Origin of the sequence: Sulfitobacter sp. G21635-S1 (assembly GCF_027213915.1) — a bacterium.
GTDB lineage: Bacteria > Pseudomonadota > Alphaproteobacteria > Rhodobacterales > Rhodobacteraceae > Sulfitobacter.
This window is the reverse complement of record NZ_JAPWGV010000001.1, coordinates 1-19,631: the sequence shown is the minus strand read 5'-3', so window position 1 is coordinate 19,631 and position 19,631 is coordinate 1. Positions and strand designations below refer to the sequence as shown.

The following is a 19,631-nucleotide window of genomic DNA, read 5'->3' as shown; positions in this document are numbered from 1 at the left end:
ATTGATATCATCTCCTTGTCTCAATCTCACAGATCAAGCAGCCACCTGACTATGTCGGCAAAGACGGCTTCAGCAAACGGGGCCAGTATGTTCGGAAATGCAAAAGTGGCCGCTGCGCCACTCAACCCCCACACACATCGTTACCACATTCTGTAGAACCAATGAAAAGGACGCAGCTGTCCGCCTCCGTCAATACTTTGGTCAGATGTCGAATGCCGTGGGCAAAATGATCATATCCCGGATTGTCACGTTGCGTCCACGCGTTAGCGCATATATCAGTGCGTCCGACACCTCGGTCGGTTCGATGATCGAACCGCTGTCCTTGGCCTTTTGCAACCGGTCTGCGGGCCAGTCGGCCAACAGCGCGGACACCACAGGTCCGGGCGAAACCTGACCCACGCGAATGCCATATTCACGTAGCTGGCGGCGCATGGTCTGCACGAAACAAGTGATGGCCCATTTGGACCCCGAGTAGACTGGCTCCCACGGGATGGCGGCATGACCGGCAACCGAACAGGTCACCCAAATGTCACCGGTGCCGCGTTGCTTCATATGCGGGATGACCGCGTGTACGTTCTTCATCACGGCATTGACGTTCAGGTTCAGCATCCGGTCGATGGTGTCTGGATCGGTCTGGTCAAGATCACCGCCGATATAGGTGCCGGCGTTGCAGTAAAGGATATCAATGTGATCCACCTTTTCCAGGATCGACGGGACCATTGCCTTGCAGCAGTCTGCATCCAGCAGGTCAGCGACCTGTGCAATGGCCCTGTCGCCCAGCCGGTCAATGCAGGCTTTCAAGGCGTTTTCGTCCCGGTCCACCATGACCACAGTCGCGCCCTCGGCCAGCAGCGCCTCGGTGGCGGCCAAACCGATACCAGAGGCGGCGCCGGTGACAACTGCGATTTTTCCGTTAAGAGATTCGGCCATGTCAGCCTCCTTTGTTCTGGTTGAAACGTTCAGACGGCGAGGAAACCACCGTCGACAGGAAGAACGGCGCCGGTCACCATGGGCGCATCGTCGGAAAGCAGCATGACGATGGATTTGGCCACGTCATTGACCTCGGCAAAGCGGCCGACGGGGTGGCGTGCCATCATCGGATCCTTCTTGGCGGGATCGGACCATGCGGCGGCGGCCAGCTCTGTCATTGTTACGGTGGGCGCAACGGCATTGACGCGGATACCATGGGCACCCAGTTCCCTGGCCATGACACGGGTCGCCCCTTCGAGACCGGCCTTTGAGGCGGCGTAGCACAGGTGTTCGTCAAACCCGCGATGCCCGGCAATCGACGTCACGTTCAGGATGGCCCCGCCGCCACCCGCTGCCACACGCGCCCGTGCGAAAACCTGCGCACAGATCAGGGCCGCACGTAGGTTGATCCCCATCACGGTCTCATATCCCTCGTCCGTCATCTCCAGCACTGTTTCAAGGACATTGGTGCCAGCGCAATTGATCAGGAAATCGCAGGTGCCAGCCTCTTTCATCGCGGCGCGTGCGGCTTTGTTGTCCATCAGATCGACGATGATGGGACAGCAACCGGTTTCCCGGCTGAGACTGTCCAGATCGGATCTGGTTCTCGCCATGGCGAAAACGGATGCGCCGCGTTTGGCCATTTCCACCGCGCAGGCCCGTCCAATGCCTTTTCCGGCGCCTGTGATGATGACCGATTTTCCTGCGAATTGTGTGCTCATCGCTGTGTTCCATAATCTGTGATGTATCTGCCATGGGGTGAAGTTCGATCCACTCGAAGGTCAGACCTCTTTGGGTATGCAGGCGGCGTGATATGCGGTCAGCGTATCGCAGACGCGCTGGATCAAAAGCGTTTCGGGGTCGAGCGGTCGGCCAGCGGCATGGGCTGCGCGGGGCATATGTTGCCACATCAGAGGCAGGGGTACGGTCTGCCCGTCTAGGGCCGCCAGAAGGTTTGCGACGGCTGTCTGCGCCTTTTTTTCTGTCCAGTAATATCGAATGCGATCCGATAGTGAGTAGTGGCGCATGACGCGTTGTTCTGCGTCCGTGCCAGAATAGTGACGTGCCCAATTCTCCTTATGGGTCTGCATCAACTCTTCCATTGCATGATAAAGAGGGCGGTCACCATAGTCGGGCAACATGTCACTTGCGATAAGGTCGAGCGCGTAAAGCGCCTCGCGAAGCACGAAGGTCAACTCAGGACCAACTTTAAGGATCGAGAAGCCGTCTCTGACCATTTCCGACAGCGGACCCCTGCCCTGATAATCCGTGCTGTGTGCCTCAAACACGAGACCGTCATGCGCCTCCAAAACGCTGAGCAGGTCGCGTGCCTTCGATGCGTCATAAGGGATGACATTCTGGTTTCCGAATTCCACGCCGGGCTGGACCACCAACCCGATGACGCGGCCCCGCATTCCCGAAAGACCATGTTCCGCGAAAATCCTGTTATGGACCTCGATTGTCGCACGGGCCGCATCTGGTTTTGTCGGCGTAATCGTTTCCAGAGCGTGATCCGCGCCACCGGGCGGAGGAACCTCGGTACCAATGATGTAAAGTGGCAAGGGCAAATCCGAGTGCTCGGCGGTTTGTTCGGCGCGGACGACAAGCTGTGCGGCCCGCAGGGCTGTCGTCTCGTCATCCAGCGTTGCGGCTTCGTTTGCACAGCCCATCGACGTATCAAGGTGAATTTTGCGGAAACCGGCGCTGATATACGCCGCGATCATGTCGCTGGCCTGCTCCATCGCGGCCGCGGCCGGAAGGTGCCGCCACGGATTGGGCCCAAGGTGGTCGCCTCCAAGCACGATCAATTCGCGTGGGCAATCTTCTTCCTCAGCAAGGTCACGGACCAGTTCGGCAAAATCAGACGGGGTCATGCCTGTGTAGCCGCCAGTATGGTTGACCTGATTACAGGTAGCTTCGATCAGGATAGTGCTGCCATATTCGCGCCCATGGCGTAGTGCTGCGCGCAGGACAATTGGGTGGGCAGAGCAAACAGAGGTGATCCCCCGTACCTGTCCCGCACGATAGAGCCCCGCAAGGTCCGTCAACTGGATTGCAGTCACAACGAAAGCTCCGTTTCCTGAATGAATCTGTCTAGTTCCCGCCGCGTCCCGATCCCTTCCATGGGGCCGCGGAACGTTACGTTGCGCGCCCCGGCGGCATTTGCGTAGGTCAGGCATTGTCGGGTGCTCATGCCCAGTCGGCGCGCCGCAACATACGCTCCACCAAAGCAGTCTCCGGCGCCGGTGGGGTCTGTTTCTTTGACCCGGAACGCCGGAACACGTGTCAGGGTGCCATCGGCCTCGTGACAGCTGGACCCGTGCCTGCCGCGCTTAATTGCGATTTCCGAGACGCCGAGACGGAACAGATGTTTGGATGCCGTTTCTTCGCCCTCATCCGGGGACAGGCCGGCAGCAACAAACATCTCGTCTCCGGACGGCAACAAAAGGTCCGACATAGCGATCATTGTTGCGACGCGCGCGCTGGTCGTGGGATCGGCCCGCAATTCCTTGCGCATGTTGGGGTCGAGCGAAATGCTCCCGCCGCGGTTCGATATGATCTCAGCCGCGCATTCAATCATCGGCCAGACGGTCGCGTTACCCAACAGGGTACCCATAACGTGTAGGTGCCCGGCGCGCGCAACGATCGCGTCGACTGCATCGGTCCAAGCCAGACTTCCGGCGGCGGATGTCCACATGTTGAATACGAAGTCACGATCTCCGTCAGGTCGATATCGAACGAATGCTGTCCCGGTGGGTAACTCCGGATTGATACCTATCCCGGAGACATCGACATTGTCCCGCCGCAGCCGCTCAATGTTCATGCGTCCGAATTCATCATCCCCGACCGCGCCGATCATCGCAGCCGATCCGCCAAAGCGCGCGCACTGATCTATGAAGATTGCTGGGGCACCGCTGGGATAAGGCCCCATCAAGGGAATCGGCTCGCCAAAGCCTGAACCGATGGTTGTAGCGACGAATTCGGTAAGAATTTCGCCGATGCACACAGTTGGACCAAGACTGTCTGCAGCCAATGTCATTGCGTCACCCGTGTTTTGATAGTGCGGCAAAACCCGATGCCGACGGGTGTTATCACAGCAAATTCCAGTCGTGACCAGGTCCGACTGCTGGTCCAGACAAAAGAGTGAGTTCCCAACCTTCGCATCCGGTGCCTCTCAAGTTACTCAGCTTCACTGGCTTGCACCGGCGCGTCCGCAAGCAGAAGGCGCGCAGTCACGTCATCGGTGACCAATGTATCAACCAGGTTGCGTTTGCAGGCCGCCCTGATGATTTCGACTTTGTGGGGGCCCGCGGCAGCCATGATCTTTTCCGGCACATCCAGAACCTGGCTAAGCGGCATTCCGACGGTGCGATTGTCCACCGCCTCGGACACGGAGGCGCCATTACGGTCGAGAAACTGCCCCAGCACATCGCCGATGGCCCCAGCATCGATCAGGACCTGTGGCGTAAGTCCATGCGGCAACCCGTGTTCAACCAGAAAGGATTTTTCCGAGACGTTCGAACAGGTCAAAAGAACCGCATCAAGGGTTTTGAATTTTTCGAAATGTTCCTTAAGCGCGTATTGCGAAAGGAAAAGTTCGCGGTCGATCCCCTCTGACAGATAGATTGGCGCGGTCAGAACCGAAAAGCGCGCGCCCAGAACGTTGGCAAAGCCCGAAGCGATCCCGAACGAGTTTAGCGTCGACCCCTTTGCCGTGCCGCCCAGAATGGACACAACCTCAAGGTCCGGGTGCGATTGCCGCGTGAGCTTTCTGATCGCGGCGTCCAGGGTCAAACCCCAGGACACCCCCAGGGAGGTCCAGCCCCCTGTCGCCAGGCGTTCCGCAAGCAATGCCGCGAGCGCCGCGCCGACAGGTTTGTGATAGTCGTAATCCGCCTCGTTTGCGGAACCGACGACAACGCGCCGAAGCCCCAGCGCCGCTTTCAGATTCTCCTGCAACTCAACACGCGGCAGAAACGGCGATTCAATCTGGATTTTCACGAAACCCAGCGATTTCGCCCGTTGAATCGCCTGATTTACACGCAGCCTTGTGACGCCCATCTGACGCGCTACATCGGCCTGGGTCATTTCGTTCACATAATAGTGCCAACAGACCTCGGTAACGAAGGCATCACTGTCTTCAATTGCTTCGCGCCCCAATTTGAACTCCCCCAAGACATGCCGACGTCATGCGCGACAACTGCGCAACAAGGTGGCACATATACATATGACTGGCAATACTTACATATGAAAATTTACACTTGAATTACATCTGATGCAATTGCATTGTCACGGCGGGAGGTGGCGTGTAACGATTCGCTTAGTGTGCTCAACAGCCTGCGCTGCGCCCTTAAAAATGGGAGGAAAACCGTGAGTTTTACATTCAAGATAGGCGCATCTGCGCTTGCACTGACCGTCGCCGCGACCTCGGCATTTGCCGAAATCGACGAGGCCTGGTGGAAAGCAGCCGCCGAACCGTATCAGGGCGTCACCATCCGTGGCGTGACGGAATCGTCGCCGCCGTCACTGTACATCCGCGAAGTTCTCGCGCCCGAATTCGAGGCGTTGACCGGCATTCGGGTCGACGTCGAAACAACGTCCTGGGACCAGATGTTCGACAAGGCCATCAAGGACATGGAAGCCGGCACCGGCATCTATGACATGGCCTATATCGAACAGGACATCATCTATTCGTATCTGTCCCGCGACTTTCTGACCGATCTGACCCAGTTCCTGGCCGACAATCCGGATCTAAAGGCGACAACCTACGACGAAAGCAATTTCACCACCTTCGCAAACTACTTCAAGGACGATGCAGGCCATCTGTACGGTGTGCCAATGGAAGCTTTCCTGAAGGTCTATCTTTACCGGACCGACCTTTTTAACGATCCTGAGATTCAAGCGGCGTTCAAGGAAAAGACAGGTCGTGACCTTGCCCCCGCGACGACCCATGCAGAATATGCCGAGATCGCGCAATTCTTTACTGCATACGGCGAAGAAAACGGCCTGGATCTGTGGGGCACAACCGCACAAGCCCACACCGGACACGTGGCGTCCTGGTATGAATATTTCGAGTCAGTCGCACCGACCTTCGGCGTCTACAACTGGGGAATCGACGCGGACAACAACTATGGCGCTTCGGTTGAAAACGGCGGCGAAATGAACAGCCCCGAAGCAGTCGAAGCAATGGAATGGTGGCTGTCCATGCGTGACATCGCGCCGCCCGAAAGCCCTGCATCGACCTGGACCGAGGTCGGCACCACCTTTGGCGCGGGTCGCGCAGCGCAAGGTCTGGTTTACGGCGAAAACGCAGGTTGGATCGCCGCGGACGAAACCAAATCGCTGGTTGTCGGCAAGGTTGGCGTGGCGCTGCCGCCGCTGAAAGATGGCATTCTGGAAGAAGTTGAAGGCGGCACTGGCTATATCGGCTATTATGATGGCGGCGCATTCGGCATGCCGCATTCGTCAAAGAACAAGGAAGCCACCGCGCTGTTCTTGCAGTATATCGGCCAGAACGAAGTTCAGCCCGATTGGGCGGTTGCCGCACCGCGTGTGACCAACACCGCGACCTATGACGATCCCAAGGTTCAGGAGATGAACGACAAGCTGAGCGGCTATTATGACCTGATCAAGGACAAGGGCTACCTGTTCGCAGGGGCCCCGGCCTATCCGTTCCACGCGCAGGTCCGCGAAGCAACAGCGCCGGTCTTTTACCAGATCCTGACCGGCGATCTGGGTGTTCAGGAAGGTCTGGATCAGATGGCCGCGACGGCAGAATCCACTTTGACCGAACTGGGCTACCGCAAGTAACCTGATCTCCTCTCAGGTTGCCGACAGGGTCGCCGCCGCTGGCTTCACGCGGCGACCCACATCGAAACCAAGTCACATTCATTCAAGGCACAGCCGATGTCATCGTCGGGCATCGACAACAGCAAAGGTGCGTCATGCAATCCAAAACACTTGGCTGGATCCTTCTGGCACCGACACTGTTGATCCTGTTCTTCTTTGGTGTCTTGCCCTTCATCTACGTCGTCTTTGTTTCTTTCCATCAATGGAACCCTTTTGCGGTCAATCCAGAGATGGTGTTCAACGGCGCGAATAACTTTCGCCAGATCGTCTTTGACCCCGCGTTCCTGAGTTCGATAGGCGTCACAGTTATGTTCGTCCTGTTCGCCGTCCTGTCCGAACTGATCCTTGGCTATGTGCTGGCGCAGGCGTTCATGCGCGATTTCCCGGGCAAGGCGATCTTTCGCACGATCCACACGCTGCCGTTGATCATGGCACCGATTATCGTCGGGTCGGTCTGGAAGCTGATGACGACGCCCTCGATCGGGATCATTCCGAAGTTCCTCGACGATTGGTTCGGGATCACGATGAACATCGCCACATCCGCCCCTGCCGCCTTTGTCACGGTGGTCATCATGGATATCTGGCACTGGACGCCGCTGGTGACCCTGACGCTGATTGCCGCGTTGGTTTCGTTGCCGTCGGACCCATTTGAACAGGCGCAGATCGACGGCGCGAACAAGCGTCAGATCTTTTGGCACATCACGCTGCCGATGATTGCCCCCGCCGTTGTCGCAACCGTTTTCATCCGTCTCATGGACGCCCTCAGAACGGTTGACGAGGTCTGGATGCTGACCGGCGGCGGGCCCGGCTCTGCCACCCGATTTGTCGGGGTGCACATCTTCAAGGAAGTGTTCCCGAAAACGAACTACGGTTACGGATCGACCATTTCGGTCGTCGTTCTCTACCTCACGATCGTCGCCTGCTGGTTGCTGTACGTGACCATGCTTGCACCCCGCAGCAAGAAGGACTGAGGTTATGAAAAAGCAAAGCCCGATCATCGGTATTGTCTTCTGGAGCCTTGTCAGCGTGCTGACCCTGTTCCCGATCTACTGGCTGTTCGTCATTTCGGTAAAGCCTGCGGTTCAACTGTTTTCGACACCCGAGCTGATCTTGTCGGACCCCTTCTGGGGGAACTATACCAAGGTCTGGGGCGACCGGCTCTTACGCAGCTACATGCTGAACTCGGTCATCATCTCGACCGGAAATGCGGTGCTGTGCACGGTGCTTGGGTTTTTTGCCTGCTACGCGCTGTCGCGGTTCAACATGAGCGGCAAGGAGTCAATCTTCTTCTGGACCATCACCAACCGCATGGCGCCGCCGGCGGTGTTCTTGCTGCCGCTGTTTTTGCTGATGACACAGGTCTATGCGGTGGGTGACTGGAACCTGCTGGACACGCGGATCGGCATGATCCTGGTCTATTGCACCTTCAACCTACCTTTTGCGATCTGGACCCTGCGGCCGACCGTGGACGGCATTCCGAAGGAACTGGACGAAGCGGCATATGTCGACGGTGCCAGCGCATGGAAGGTCATTACCGAGATCGTTTTTCCACTGTGCCGTCCCGGCCTGGCCGTGACCCTGATCCTGACCTGGGTCTTTGCCTGGAACGAATACCTGCTGGCTGCGACCCTGACCAATTTCAACGCACGCACCCTGACCACGGGTCTTTCCGAATACGTGACGTCGACCGGCACCGAATGGGGCATCATGGCGACAATCTCGGTCTTTACGCTGATCCCCGCCCTGATCGTCTTTGGCCTTGTGCAAAAACACATCGTCGCGGGGCTGACCTTTGGCGCGGTGAAAGGATAACGACATGAGCGACCCACACCACACGCCACTTGCCACGACACAGCAAGAGGACGAAAACGCGCCACCCGAGGAGACTGCAGGCTTTCTGCCCATCGAGACGAACTGGTTCGACCGGCTTTTCATTTCGGTCGTCCTGTGGATCGCGCTGTCGCTGTTCTGGTTCCGGTTTCTGGAACCCGCCGGCCTGTCCATCTGGATCGCCAACGCTATCGCCGTGGTGATGGCATTTATCATCATCAGAAAAGGCTGAGACATGAAAGCGCTCGTTCTTGAAAAGAAAGACGAACTCAACCTGCGGGACTTCCCCACCATTGACCGGGTCGAGGAAACACTGGGGCCGCGCGATGTGCGTATCAAGCTGCACACCGTGGGCATTTGCGGGTCGGACGTCCACTATTACACGCACGGGCGCATCGGGCCGTTCGTGGTGAACGAACCGATGATCCTGGGCCACGAGGCATCGGGCACCGTGATCGAGGTCGGCGCCGACGTGCAAACGCTGAAGACCGGGGATCGTGTCTGTATGGAGCCGGGCATTCCCGATCCCAACAGCCGAGCGACGCAACTGGGCATGTATAACATCGACCCGGCGGTGCGGTTTTGGGCGACGCCGCCAGTACACGGGATCCTGCGTCCGACATGCGTGCATCCCGAGGCCTTTACCTTCAAACTGCCGGACAATGTGAGCTTTGCCGAGGCGGCGATGGTCGAACCCTTGGCTGTCGGTGTCCACGCCGCCACCAAGGCGCGGGTCAAGCCCGGCGACAACGCGGTTGTCATGGGGGCGGGGCCCATCGGCCTGGTGACGGCGCTGGCGGCATTGGCGGCGGGCTGTGCGCGGGTTTATGTGACCGATCTGGCCGAGAAAAAGCTGGAGATTGCTGGATCGCTCAGCGATGCCATCGCGCCGGTGAACGTCAGTTCAGAGAATATCGTCGATATCGTCAAACGCGACACGGACGGTTGGGGTGTGGACCTTGTCTTTGAGGCGACCGGATCGCCCCATGCGGCAAGAACCGTGTTCGAACCGCTTTGCCCCGGCGGCTGTGTCGTCATGATCGGCGGTCAACCCGATCCGATCCAATATGATGCGGGTGCCGCCATGGTCCGCGAGGCGCGGGTCGAGAATATCTTTCGCTACGCCCACGTGTTTCCGCGCTGCGTCGGCATGCTGAGTTCGGGAGCCATCGACGTCAAACCGCTGATCACCAGAACATTCGACTTTTCGGACAGCGTGCGCGCGTTCGAAATCGCCGCGTCTGCCCCTCCGGCGGATGTGAAGATGCAAATCGTACTTCCGCAATAGGGGACAGCGACATGGCCACCGTAACAATAAATGACGTCATCAAGCGCTACGGCAACGTGCAGGTCATGCATGGCGTCAGCGTCGATATCGAGGATGGCGAATTCGTCGTGCTGGTCGGCCCTTCGGGCTGTGGCAAGTCCACGCTTTTGCGGATGCTTGCCGGTTTGGAAGAGGTCAGCGAGGGCACGATCTCGATCGGCGAACGTGTCGTGAATGACATACCGCCCAAGGAGCGAGACATCGCGATGGTGTTTCAGAGCTATGCGCTGTACCCGCACAAAACCGTCTATGACAACATAGGTTTCCCGCTAAAGATGGCGAAACGCCCCGCCGCCGAGATAGACGAAAAGGTCACCAAGGCCGCCGATATCCTTGACCTGACCAAATACCTCAAACGCTATCCCAAGGAACTGTCGGGGGGTCAACGCCAGCGCGTCGCCATGGGGCGGGCCATCGTGCGTGATCCTCAGGTTTTCCTGTTCGATGAACCGCTGTCGAACCTGGATGCCAAGCTGCGCGTGACCATGCGCGTTGAGATCAAGGAACTGCATCAGCGTCTGGGCACCACCATCGTCTATGTGACGCACGATCAAATCGAAGCCATGACCATGGCCGACAAGATCGTCGTCATGCGTGACGGACGTGTGGAACAAATCGGCTCGCCGCTGGACCTGTACGACAATCCGCAAAACACCTTTGTCGCCAGCTTTATCGGGTCGCCGTCGATGAATTTCGTGCACGGTAAGGTCGCTTCCGAAGACGGCTGCAAGGTCTTTGTTTCGGACAGTGGACTGAAACTGCCCCTGCCTCAGACATCGGCACAGGACGGGCAGGGCGTGACATACGGCATCCGTCCCGAGCACATTCAGATCGGCGCAACGGGCATTCCCATGGACGTGGTTGTAGTCGAACCCACCGGATCAGAAACGCAAATTTTTGCCAAATCCGGCAAGGACCTGATCGACGCGCTGGTCAAGGACCGAATCAACGCGCGCCCTGGTTCGCAACTTGGCTTTGTCATCAATCCGGATGACGTGCACCTTTTTGACCGCAAGTCCGAGCATCGCATTTGAAGACCCCTCTTACGAACTGCCCAGACAAGAGGGGACGCGCCATGCCCAGAACACGGGCCGTGATATTCGATCTGGACGGGTGTCTGGTTGACAGCGAACCGCTGTCGCTTGAGGCCATCGCCGTCGAGATGCGCAATCTTGGCATTCAGGACGCCAGTGCCCGTGAAGTCGGCGAACGGTTTCTCGGGGTCGCGATGCCGGTGATTGTGGACTACGTATCCAAACGGCTTGGCCGCCCCGTCCCTGCGGATTTCGCACAGCGGGTCGAGGACCGGTTGCTGGCCTCCTACGCGACCAAACTGGTCAAGATCGCGGGCGCGGATGCGTTGCTGTCGGGTCTGCAGAGACAAGGCACCGCCATGGCAATCGCGACTGGCGGGTCATTGCGTCGCATGGCTGCAACGCTGGAACTCGCGAGGCTTGCACAGTGCTTTGCAGATACAGCTTGCAGCGCGGAAGAGGTCGCAAACGGAAAGCCCGCGCCTGACCTGTTCGAGCTGGCGCTTGAGCGGCTGGGCCTGAAGGCCGCCGAGTGCCTCGTGCTGGAGGATTCTCCGCACGGTATCCGGGGTGCGCGTGCGGCCGGCATTCCCGCCATTGGCTTTGTCGGCGGAGAGCATCTGGACGGAAAACGGGACCAGCATGCTGCCGTGCTGCGCGATGCCGGTGCAATCGCGGTCTTCACAGAACTTTCAGAGGTCACGGAGTTCATCCAGGGGCACACGCAAAGGACCACAAAATGATCGCCCTCTCAGACGACACGCTGAATGCCCTGCCTGCAGGCATCGACGTGCCCCGCTATGACCGCAGAACGCTGAAAGCCGGGATTGTCCACATCGGATTGGGCAACTTTCACCGGGCGCATCAGTCCTGGTATCTGCACCGGCTGATGCAGCAAGGACTAGCTCTGGATTGGGCCATTGTCGGCGCGGGCGTGCGCCCTTACGACAACGAGATGCGTAACCGGCTGGAGAAACAGGATTTTCTGACAACCCTGATCGCATTGGATCCTGCTGGTGTCGTTGGCGAAGTCACCGGCTCAATGATTGGCTATGTCCCCGTCCAAAAGTGCAACCGCCAGCTGATCGACGCGTTGGCGGCGCCCGATATTCGCATCGTCTCTCTGACCGTGACCGAGGGCGGCTATTACATTGATCCCGTTTCAAAAGGTTTTGATGTGTCCCATGCGGACATCCGACACGACGCGGCGCATCCCGATACCCCGCGCACCGCCTTTGGTGCCATAGTCGCCGCACTGAAACTGCGTCGCGATGGAGGCGTCGGCCCCTTTACCGTGCAAAGTTGCGACAACCTGCAAGGCAACGGCACCGTCTTGCGGCAGACGGTGGTTTCGCTTGCGCGGTTGAGTGATCCGGATCTGGCGGATTGGATTGAGAGCAACTGCTCCTTTCCCAATTCCATGGTCGATTGCATCGTTCCCGCCACGGGACCAGGGGAAATCACATTGGTCCGCAACATGGGGATCGACGACAGAGCACCCGTCACCCATGAAGATTTCCGGCAATGGGTGATCGAAGACGATTTTTGTGCCGGTCGCCCGGACTGGGACAAGGTCGGTGCGCAGTTTTCGAACGACGTACATGGGTACGAGGCGCAAAAGATCCGCATTCTGAACGGCGGCCACCAATTGATCGCCAACGTGGCCGAGGTTCTGGGGATTGAAACCGTGTCGCAGGCAATGCAGCACCCTTTGGTTGCGGGTTTTTTCCGAAAGGTCGAGATCGAAGAGATCGTGCCCCACGTCACACCGGTGCCGGGAATGACGCCCGCCGCCTATGTGGATCTGATCGAAACTCGTTTTTCCAACCCCCGGATCGTCGATACCATCCGGCGTATCGCCTTTGACGGATCATCCCGCCACACCGGAATGATCCTGCCCACTGTCCGTGACGCTCGCGCCGCCAACGCCCCGCTGGACGGTCTGGCGCTGGCCGAGGCCGCCTGGGCGCGCATGTGCGAGGGAACCCGTGACGACGGGTCCGAAATCGCGCCAAACGACCCGCTTTGGGCTCAGCTGAACGCTACGGCGCAGAAGGCAAAATCATCGCCGGTCGCGTGGCTGGAACAACGGCAACTTTACGGTGACCTTGTCGATTGCCCGCGCTTTGCCACCAGCTTTTCACGCTGGTTGAACATGATGTATCACGACGGCATGAATGCCGCGCTGCTAACCTATCTGAAGGGCGCCTGAATGACATTTCTTGGCATTGACCTTGGCACTTCCGGCCTACGCGTATTGCTTGTGGACGGCGACGGAACCCCCATCGGCGCGATCGAGCGGCACTATAACGCCACCCATCCGCACTCCGGTTGGTCCGAACAGGATCCGGCCGACTGGATCGCGGGCCTCGAGGCCGCCATTGACGAAATGCGCGCAACCTACCCCACCTTTGCGGACCTGCGCGGCATCGGCGTGGCGGGTCATATGCACGGTGCGACGCTGCTGGATGCGTCGGGGGCGGTTCTAAGGCCCTGCATCCTGTGGAACGATAGCCGATCCTATGCCGAGGCCGCACATCTGGACGCCAGCGAAGGGGTGCGCGCGCTGTCGGGCAACATCGTCTTTCCCGGCTTTACCGCGCCCAAGCTGGAATGGGTCCGCAAGCATGAACCCGAGATATTCAGCAAGGTCGCGAAGGTGCTGCTTCCGGCGGCCTATCTGAACTATTACCTGACCGGCGACTATGTTGCAGACATGTCCGACAGCGCAGGCACCTCGTGGCTGGATGTCGGCGGGCGATCGTGGTCACCCCGTCTGCTGGAGGCCAGCCACATGCGTGCCGATCAGATGCCGCGTCTGGTGGAAGGGTCCGAAGCCGCCGGGGAACTTCGCACAGAATTGGCCGCACGATGGGGGATCGCCGGACCGGTGACGGTCGCGGGCGGTGCGGGTGACAATGCCGCCGCCGCATGCGGCATCGGCGCACTGGACGAGGGACAGGGGTTTGTGTCGCTCGGCACCTCGGGCGTTTTGCTGGCGGCCCGTGACGGTTACCGGCCTGCGCCGGAGACCGCTGTTCACACCTTTTGCCACGCCCTTCCCGGTCGATGGTATCAGATGGGCGTCATGCTCTCGGCCACCGACAGTCTCAACTGGCTGGCCCGGATCGCGGGCAAAAGGCCGTCGGAATTGACCGGCGCACTGGGCGATACCCTGCTGCCGCCGTCGTCGGTCAGATTTTTGCCCTATCTTTCGGGGGAACGCACCCCGCACAACGATGCCGAGATCAGGGGCGCCTTTACCGGGCTCTCAACCGGCACGACGCTCGAAGAGCTGACGCGCGCGGTGCTGGAGGGAGTGGCTTTCGGACTGCGCGACAGCTTTGATGCGTTGCAGGCGACGGACGCCAAGATGGAAAGCCTTATCGCGATTGGCGGTGGCAGCGCGTCGCGATACTGGCTCCGGGTGATCGCGACCGCGCTGGACATCCCGCTGCGGCTACCGGCCTCGGGTGAATTCGGTGCTGCACTTGGCGCGGCGCGACTGGGCATGATTGCCGCGTTTGACGGCCCGCCGGAAAACGTCATCTTGCCACCGGAAATCAAAGAGGAAATCCTGCCGAACCAAAGCTGCAGCGTTGCCTTTTCAGACGCCTATGCGGCGTTTCGGGATGCCTATCCCGGACTTAAGGCCATCCAGTGATGCGGCTGCAGCCCATTTTACGTGGCAATGCAGCTCGGCCTCTTTCTGGCCTGGGCATTTGCGGCGAGAACTTCACCACCCGGCAGTTCAACGTGGGAAGATCGATTTCGACGCCGCATTCAGCCATGATCTCCTCAAGATCCCGATACGAGACACCGTAGCGGACATAGAAAAACACAGCGTAAAGGATCGCGCTCTTGGGGAAATGGTTCCCTTTGAAATCAACCGCCCCGCTTAGGTGTTCGCTTTCAAACACAAAACGCACACTTGCCACTCGCGATCCAGTCCCGCCAACCGCTAAAACCTTGCGTCAGAACCGTTTCTTTTGCGATGCCCACCAATTTCAGCCTAAGGACCTAGGCGGCATTGCGCAGCGGCGCCAATGTTTCGACCTCAAGGACAGCTTTCACCATGTGTGGTTTTCGCAGGCGGGCATTTCGGGCGCAGAACCGTGCCACAGGTCGAAGGCATCGGACCTTGCGTGGAGATATGAGCCGATAGCGGCGGGGCGTGAATATCGAGTTGATTTGATCGTGGGCGGTGAGGAAGGGAACTTTGCGACCGTCTACTTTCGGCCTCGGGTGCCTTCAATCGCGAGCGAAGTCTCAGCCTTGCCAACGCTCGGACATTGATCTTGACACTTGGGACGCGCGCCGGCATTTATTATTATACATTGTATAAATAAAGGTGTGAAATGATCACTGGACATGCCTTCATCGCTACGAGTTTGGACGGCTTCATCGCGCGAAGCGACGGTGATATCGCTTGGCTTCTGGAGCGCGATAATCCCGACGAAGACCATGGCTACGATGCCTTTATTGCGGACATCGACATCATTCTGATGGGCCGTGGAACGTTCGATAAAATGCGAGCCACCAGGCCCTGGGTCTACAGTCGGCCAGTTGTTGTCATGTCATCAACCATGACGCAGTCCGACCTGCCGGACGACCTGGTCGAGAAGGTCCGGGTTGCGAACAATACACCTGAAGAGGCGATGCACATGCTGGAAATCGAAGGACATCGGAAGGTCTATGTCGATGGTGGTCTTCTCATTCAGTCCTTCATTAGGGCCGGATTGATCACCGAGATGGTAATCACGAGCGTTCCGGTGCTCCTTGGTGAAGGACGCAGATTGTTCGGAAAGGTCGCCGCAGACATTTCGCTTCGCCACGAAGGGACGAAGAGCTTTCCCTCCGGACTTGTCCAGTCCCACTACCGGATTGAAGCATGAAGCGACCACGGGGGCGGCCGCCGCAGGCGGAAGCTCCTGTCTCGCGCGACGATATGGTCCTAGCCGCCCTCGAACTTCTGGACCGCGAGGGCGTAGACGCCTTCACCATGAGGGCGCTGGCGAAGCGACTCGGTATAAACCCGATGACGATCTATCATCACTTCGGCGGTCGTGATGGCTTGATCGGCGCGATGTCGGACGCAGTCTACGCGCAAGTAAAGGCGCCAGTGGACGGCACGCCATTCGATCGGATTGAAGGTCTGCTGAAGGCCTACCAAGCGCAGGTGCTCCGCCATCCGGCATTGACCCTGCTGATCTTCAGCCGACCGATGGTTTTTCCGCAGCAGGCGGAACGGATCACCAACATGATCTCTGCCTTTCTGGCCGAAGGCGGCCTTCCAGATCACAAGGCGCGGCTGTGGCGCGACATACTCGTGGACTTCACCCATGGCGCTGCGTTGGCGACTGCGATGAGTGGACGACGCTTGGACTGTGCTCCTCCCGAAGATCAGGGGTTCACCATGGCACTGAGCGAACTTTTGGTAGGCCTAAATCAATGAGATACCGGGGCGGTAAGGGCTCGAAGCAGACCTCTGCGCGACACTTGATTTACGATGCGCGAACAATCTCCGCCGGGCGCCTATCCGCGCAGGAATAGTGGTTCTATTCCAAGCAGATGTGACGCCTCCTCTCGGGACATTGCTGCGCAATGACCTGCCGGGCAATGGGCTGCGGGAAAATCCGTCAAACCCGTCACGCCAAAGGCGTGCCAACTTGGCATAGAACTAATGGCGACAGAACCCGGCGAGCTTTTACAGAACGCTTTTTTGAGTGACTTGTCTTTATCCAGGCGTCGGCCTCTCTAAGGCTGAATGACATAGCGAACGTCGCTGGATCGTTTCCAGACGCTTTCGACGTCGCTCAGCGGTCGGACCTCGTGAGGGGGCGCGAAACCCTCGCGCTGCGCGACAGCCAGCAGCTCGCCCACGGAGGACAGATAGTCGGCCACGGCAGCCGAACCGATGCCTGAACCCAGGATTTCCAGCCCGGAGCTTTGCAGCCCGTAGCCGGAAATCGGCACTGTGGCACCGCCAAGCGTTCCAAGAACCAGATAGCGGCGGCTTGGTTCCCCGGCGGGAGATCCTCGCCCCGCGGTGGCGGCGGCAAGGAGGCGTTCGGCCACCGACCCCCAGACGAAATCGAGAACGATGTCGACGCCGTCGTCGAAAACGGCCTTCAGTCGATCATCTGCATCCGGAGCGTCGAGCGCAATTCCGGTATCCGCGGGCAGTCCCTTCAGCTTCTCATGGGTGCGCACCACAGCGATGGTGCGACCTGCACCCAGATGCCGCGCGACCTTCAGGGCCATCCCGCCGGCCGAACCATTCGCGCCGGTAACGAGCACTGTCTGTCCGGTTTGGATCGGTGTGCGGCGGGTCAGTGCGACCCAGGAAGCCAGACCGGCGGTGGCGACAGCGGCGGCACAGGCATCGCTCAACCCGTCAGGAACGGGTACGGTCAATGCTTCCGGAACAAGCGTGCGCTGCGCCAGCGCCCCGAACGGCGCTTTCGGGAACAGGAAATAGACTCTACGTCCTGTGGCATCGGTCCCCACCCCATCGACGCCGGCGACAAAGCCGTCACCTTCCGCCGATATGGGTTGCGCCGAGGCACGGGTGCGAACAACCGGGCTGATAGGCGCCGCAGTGACCGCGATAACGACCTCACCTTCGTTCGCTTCGGGTTCGTGGAATTCGCCGTATCGGGGGCCATCCCCGGGCGACGTGATAATAGCGGCTTTCATAACGAGATCTCCATATTTTCGGACAGTGTGGGAGTTGGCCATCTGTGCCGGGTCCGGGCACATGGGCAGCTCGGTAAAGGGTCAGAGCCCTTCGAAATAGGCTTGCATGTCTTCGATGTCGCGCTGGTAGATGCTCCGGACCCAGGCCCTGACCTCTTCCGGTGCGCCTTCACGGATCGTGAAGCTGCCGCACCAGTGAACCAGCGCCCGGTTGCCATCCGTGATCGGAATGACCTGGACTTTCCCACTGTAATCCTGGATCGGCAGGGACGTCGGCGGCAGCAGGGCATAGCGGAAGTAGCGTTCCCGATCCGACAGAGCAATCAGGCGTTCGCACAGCTCGTTGCCGCTGTCGAATACCAGTCGGCGGATTGCTCCGACCTGATCGACCGCATCCTCTCCCTCGATATCGCTCGTGACGATATTGCGCACCCAGCGTGCGGGGCCCGAGAAATCTCTCAAACCCATCCAGACAGTATCGGCATCTGCGTCGATGACACCGCTCGCAACAACTTCAGTCATGTTTGGTCCTTTCCTTTCCTGTTCGGCGATGCCCGGCGGAATCGGGATCGACGAGGGAACAACATGACCGCTAGATAGACAGCAGGCTCCGGACGGGCTATGTGAGATAGTTCTAGCCTTTTACGCGATCGTACGGATCTGCCATGGACCCATTGTCTGACCTTCTGTCTCTGCTCAAGCCGCAGAGCTACATCACAGCCGGGTTTGACGCCGGGGGCTCCTGGGCGCTCGCTCTCGACGATCTTGCGGGGCGCATCAAATGTTATGCTGTGATCCGCGGTACCTGCTGGCTAAAGGCGGAAGGAACAGTAACATCGGTGCGGCTCGACGAAGGCGAATGCTTCGTGCTGCCGAGCGGCCGGGACGTCATCATCTCCAGCGGCCCTGACGTTGCGCCGCGTCCCGCCAGCGAAGTGCTCGATCCCGGGAGCAGCGGCAATACAATTACTGTCAACGGCGGCGGCGATTGCTATCTGGTCGGCAGCCGTTTCGAAGTCAACGGACGCCATGCCGCGCTCCTTCTGCGGTCCCTTCCGCCCCTCATCCGGGTCAAGACCACCGACGGCAGAGCGCGATTGCGTGGGTCCATCGAGATGATGATGGAGGAGATGCGGGAAGCGCGCGCCGGGTCTTCGCTCATGGCTCAGCAACTGTCGCACATGATGCTGGTCCAGGCTCTTAGATTGCACGTGGAAGACCAGGGGCAAGACACGACCGGCTGGCTCGCCGCGCTCGCTGATCCGCATGTCGGCCCGGCGATCCGCGCGATGCATGCGGACGCTGGCCGCGCCTGGACAGTGGAGGCGCTGGCGCGGCAGGTTGGTCTGTCACGCACGGTTTTCGCGCAACGGTTCAGACTGAAAGTCGGCACGACTCCGATTGCCTATCTCACGCGCTGGCGGATGATGCTCGCCGGTGAAAGACTGGTCGGGACCGGTGACAGTATCGCGGAAATCGCGGCATCACTTGGATATGCCTCCGAGTTTGCTTTCTCGGCCGCTTTCAAGCGGGAAATGGGCCGCCCGCCGCGCCGTTACCTGCGGGAAGCGGAGCGTGAACCCGAAACGGACAGAAACCATTCATTTCGAGCATCGACTGGGGCGCCCACACCTTCAGCTTAAGGCCTATCCCGGGAATCAACTCGTGTGGAATCCGTCCCGGAGACCAGCCGGACCCCGACCAGACACCCAGAGGGGCGGAATCGATATTCGCTCCGCAGACAAACACGTCAAGCGCCGCGCCAAACCCGGGGGCCAGCGCCGTGCCGAGCGATCCCAGGCGGAAGAGCACCACCGAAGGCAAAAGCACCCGCCGTCGGCCAACCCGGTCGAACGTCGCGCTGCGGCGGGCTTTGGGATCACCGATCAGGCGGTCGATCTGGGCAAGCTTATGCCGCAGAT

Annotated in this window: 19 protein-coding genes and 1 pseudogene; 12 read left to right on the top strand and 8 right to left on the bottom strand. The window is 59.3% G+C overall.

All coding sequences use genetic code 11. The features are described 5' to 3' along the window. Nucleotides 1-201 precede the first annotated feature (201 nt). The 5 genes from O4H53_RS00100 to O4H53_RS00080 all read right to left on the bottom strand — a co-directional run bounded on the left by O4H53_RS00100 (nucleotide 202) and on the right by O4H53_RS00080 (nucleotide 5,130). Complete coding sequence (locus O4H53_RS00100) at nucleotides 202-930, bottom strand: SDR family oxidoreductase (protein WP_269360432.1); 729 nt, start codon at nucleotides 928-930, stop codon at nucleotides 202-204. 29 nt (nucleotides 931-959) lie between these two features. Continuing rightward, a complete protein-coding gene (locus O4H53_RS00095) occupies nucleotides 960-1,691 on the bottom strand; it encodes an SDR family oxidoreductase (protein WP_269360431.1) in 732 nt (243 codons plus the stop codon). Between the two features lie 60 nt (nucleotides 1,692-1,751). Beyond that, complete coding sequence (locus O4H53_RS00090; protein WP_269360430.1) at nucleotides 1,752-3,032, bottom strand: class II D-tagatose-bisphosphate aldolase, non-catalytic subunit; 1,281 nt, start codon at nucleotides 3,030-3,032, stop codon at nucleotides 1,752-1,754. Then, entirely contained in the window at nucleotides 3,029-4,009 is a 981-nt protein-coding gene (locus O4H53_RS00085; RefSeq protein WP_269360429.1) for a tagatose kinase, read from the bottom strand. Before O4H53_RS00085 ends, O4H53_RS00090 begins: the two co-directional genes overlap by 4 nt. Before the next feature lie 140 nt (nucleotides 4,010-4,149). Beyond that, nucleotides 4,150-5,130 carry a sugar-binding transcriptional regulator gene (locus O4H53_RS00080; protein WP_269360428.1) on the bottom strand — a complete coding sequence of 327 codons (981 nt, stop codon included), beginning with the start codon at nucleotides 5,128-5,130 and terminating at the stop codon, nucleotides 4,150-4,152. 210 nt (nucleotides 5,131-5,340) lie between these two features. On the opposite strand from O4H53_RS00080, the gene O4H53_RS00075 reads away from it, so the two are divergent. The 9 genes from O4H53_RS00075 to xylB all read left to right on the top strand — a co-directional run bounded on the left by O4H53_RS00075 (nucleotide 5,341) and on the right by xylB (nucleotide 14,674). Further along, nucleotides 5,341-6,780, top strand: a complete 1,440-nt coding sequence (locus O4H53_RS00075; protein WP_269360427.1) for an extracellular solute-binding protein — start codon at nucleotides 5,341-5,343, stop codon at nucleotides 6,778-6,780. Between the two features lie 134 nt (nucleotides 6,781-6,914). Next, the gene (locus tag O4H53_RS00070; protein WP_269360426.1) at nucleotides 6,915-7,790 is read left to right on the top strand and encodes a carbohydrate ABC transporter permease; all 876 of its coding nucleotides are present in this window, start codon (nucleotides 6,915-6,917) and stop codon (nucleotides 7,788-7,790) included. Between the two features lie 4 nt (nucleotides 7,791-7,794). Next, nucleotides 7,795-8,631, top strand: coding sequence for a carbohydrate ABC transporter permease (locus O4H53_RS00065; protein WP_269360425.1), 837 nt, complete (start codon nucleotides 7,795-7,797; stop codon nucleotides 8,629-8,631). A 4-nt stretch (nucleotides 8,632-8,635) separates the two neighbouring features. Further along, nucleotides 8,636-8,881: a DUF2160 family membrane protein gene (locus tag O4H53_RS00060; RefSeq protein ID WP_269360424.1), complete on the top strand. Its 246-nt coding sequence runs from the start codon at nucleotides 8,636-8,638 to the stop codon at nucleotides 8,879-8,881. A 3-nt stretch (nucleotides 8,882-8,884) separates the two neighbouring features. Further along, a complete protein-coding gene (locus O4H53_RS00055) occupies nucleotides 8,885-9,937 on the top strand; it encodes an NAD(P)-dependent alcohol dehydrogenase (RefSeq protein ID WP_269360423.1) in 1,053 nt (350 codons plus the stop codon). A gap of 11 nt (nucleotides 9,938-9,948) precedes the next feature. After that, nucleotides 9,949-11,010, top strand: a complete 1,062-nt coding sequence (locus O4H53_RS00050) for an ABC transporter ATP-binding protein (RefSeq protein WP_269360422.1) — start codon at nucleotides 9,949-9,951, stop codon at nucleotides 11,008-11,010. Nucleotides 11,011-11,051: 41 nt separating this feature from the next. Continuing rightward, nucleotides 11,052-11,753: an HAD family hydrolase gene (locus O4H53_RS00045; RefSeq protein ID WP_269360421.1), complete on the top strand. Its 702-nt coding sequence runs from the start codon at nucleotides 11,052-11,054 to the stop codon at nucleotides 11,751-11,753. Further along, nucleotides 11,750-13,222 carry a mannitol dehydrogenase family protein gene (locus tag O4H53_RS00040; RefSeq protein ID WP_269360420.1) on the top strand — a complete coding sequence of 491 codons (1,473 nt, stop codon included), beginning with the start codon at nucleotides 11,750-11,752 and terminating at the stop codon, nucleotides 13,220-13,222. Before O4H53_RS00045 ends, O4H53_RS00040 begins: the two co-directional genes overlap by 4 nt. Next, on the top strand, nucleotides 13,223-14,674 hold the full coding sequence (xylB, locus tag O4H53_RS00035) for a xylulokinase (protein ID WP_269360419.1): 1,452 nt from the start codon (nucleotides 13,223-13,225) through the stop codon (nucleotides 14,672-14,674). 61 nt (nucleotides 14,675-14,735) lie between these two features. Here xylB and O4H53_RS00030 read toward each other — a convergent pair. Beyond that, a pseudogene (locus O4H53_RS00030) lies at nucleotides 14,736-14,930 on the bottom strand (hypothetical protein); the annotation flags it as partial. Nucleotides 14,931-15,368: 438 nt separating this feature from the next. Between O4H53_RS00030 and O4H53_RS00025 the strand changes: the two are divergent. Both O4H53_RS00025 and O4H53_RS00020 read left to right on the top strand, forming a co-directional pair. Next, nucleotides 15,369-15,905, top strand: a complete 537-nt coding sequence (locus O4H53_RS00025) for a dihydrofolate reductase family protein (RefSeq protein ID WP_269360418.1) — start codon at nucleotides 15,369-15,371, stop codon at nucleotides 15,903-15,905. Continuing rightward, a complete protein-coding gene (locus O4H53_RS00020) occupies nucleotides 15,902-16,465 on the top strand; it encodes a TetR/AcrR family transcriptional regulator (protein WP_269360417.1) in 564 nt (187 codons plus the stop codon). The genes O4H53_RS00025 and O4H53_RS00020 overlap by 4 nt, the downstream gene beginning before the upstream one ends. Before the next feature lie 302 nt (nucleotides 16,466-16,767). On the opposite strand, the gene O4H53_RS00015 is transcribed toward O4H53_RS00020, so the two are convergent. Together O4H53_RS00015 and O4H53_RS00010 are read right to left on the bottom strand one after the other, a co-directional pair. Next, nucleotides 16,768-17,709 (bottom strand): quinone oxidoreductase family protein, encoded by a 942-nt coding sequence (locus O4H53_RS00015; RefSeq protein ID WP_269360416.1) that lies wholly within the window; start codon nucleotides 17,707-17,709, stop codon nucleotides 16,768-16,770. Nucleotides 17,710-17,790: 81 nt separating this feature from the next. Then, entirely contained in the window at nucleotides 17,791-18,231 is a 441-nt protein-coding gene (locus O4H53_RS00010) for an SRPBCC family protein (protein ID WP_269360415.1), read from the bottom strand. Between the two features lie 143 nt (nucleotides 18,232-18,374). Between O4H53_RS00010 and O4H53_RS00005 the strand changes: the two genes are divergently transcribed. Further along, the gene (locus O4H53_RS00005; RefSeq protein ID WP_269360414.1) at nucleotides 18,375-19,352 is read left to right on the top strand and encodes an AraC family transcriptional regulator; all 978 of its coding nucleotides are present in this window, start codon (nucleotides 18,375-18,377) and stop codon (nucleotides 19,350-19,352) included. The last annotated feature ends 279 nt before the right edge of the window (nucleotides 19,353-19,631 follow it).

Bases quoted from the DNA above. Each gene is read 5' to 3' on its own strand.
- O4H53_RS00100 (WP_269360432.1), bottom strand. From the start codon at position 930: ATGGCCGAATCTCTTAACGGAAAAATCGCAGTTGTCACCGGCGCCGCC.
- O4H53_RS00095 (WP_269360431.1), bottom strand. From the start codon at position 1,691: ATGAGCACACAATTCGCAGGAAAATCGGTCATCATCACAGGCGCCGGA.
- O4H53_RS00085 (WP_269360429.1), bottom strand. From the start codon at position 4,009: ATGACATTGGCTGCAGACAGTCTTGGTCCAACTGTGTGCATCGGCGAA.
- O4H53_RS00070 (WP_269360426.1), top strand. From the start codon at position 6,915: ATGCAATCCAAAACACTTGGCTGGATCCTTCTGGCACCGACACTGTTG.
- O4H53_RS00065 (WP_269360425.1), top strand. From the start codon at position 7,795: ATGAAAAAGCAAAGCCCGATCATCGGTATTGTCTTCTGGAGCCTTGTC.
- O4H53_RS00060 (WP_269360424.1), top strand. From the start codon at position 8,636: ATGAGCGACCCACACCACACGCCACTTGCCACGACACAGCAAGAGGAC.
- O4H53_RS00055 (WP_269360423.1), top strand. From the start codon at position 8,885: ATGAAAGCGCTCGTTCTTGAAAAGAAAGACGAACTCAACCTGCGGGAC.
- O4H53_RS00050 (WP_269360422.1), top strand. From the start codon at position 9,949: ATGGCCACCGTAACAATAAATGACGTCATCAAGCGCTACGGCAACGTG.
- O4H53_RS00045 (WP_269360421.1), top strand. From the start codon at position 11,052: ATGCCCAGAACACGGGCCGTGATATTCGATCTGGACGGGTGTCTGGTT.
- O4H53_RS00040 (WP_269360420.1), top strand. From the start codon at position 11,750: ATGATCGCCCTCTCAGACGACACGCTGAATGCCCTGCCTGCAGGCATC.
- xylB (WP_269360419.1), top strand. From the start codon at position 13,223: ATGACATTTCTTGGCATTGACCTTGGCACTTCCGGCCTACGCGTATTG.
- O4H53_RS00025 (WP_269360418.1), top strand. From the start codon at position 15,369: ATGATCACTGGACATGCCTTCATCGCTACGAGTTTGGACGGCTTCATC.
- O4H53_RS00020 (WP_269360417.1), top strand. From the start codon at position 15,902: ATGAAGCGACCACGGGGGCGGCCGCCGCAGGCGGAAGCTCCTGTCTCG.
- O4H53_RS00015 (WP_269360416.1), bottom strand. From the start codon at position 17,709: ATGAAAGCCGCTATTATCACGTCGCCCGGGGATGGCCCCCGATACGGC.
- O4H53_RS00010 (WP_269360415.1), bottom strand. From the start codon at position 18,231: ATGACTGAAGTTGTTGCGAGCGGTGTCATCGACGCAGATGCCGATACT.
- O4H53_RS00005 (WP_269360414.1), top strand. From the start codon at position 18,375: ATGGACCCATTGTCTGACCTTCTGTCTCTGCTCAAGCCGCAGAGCTAC.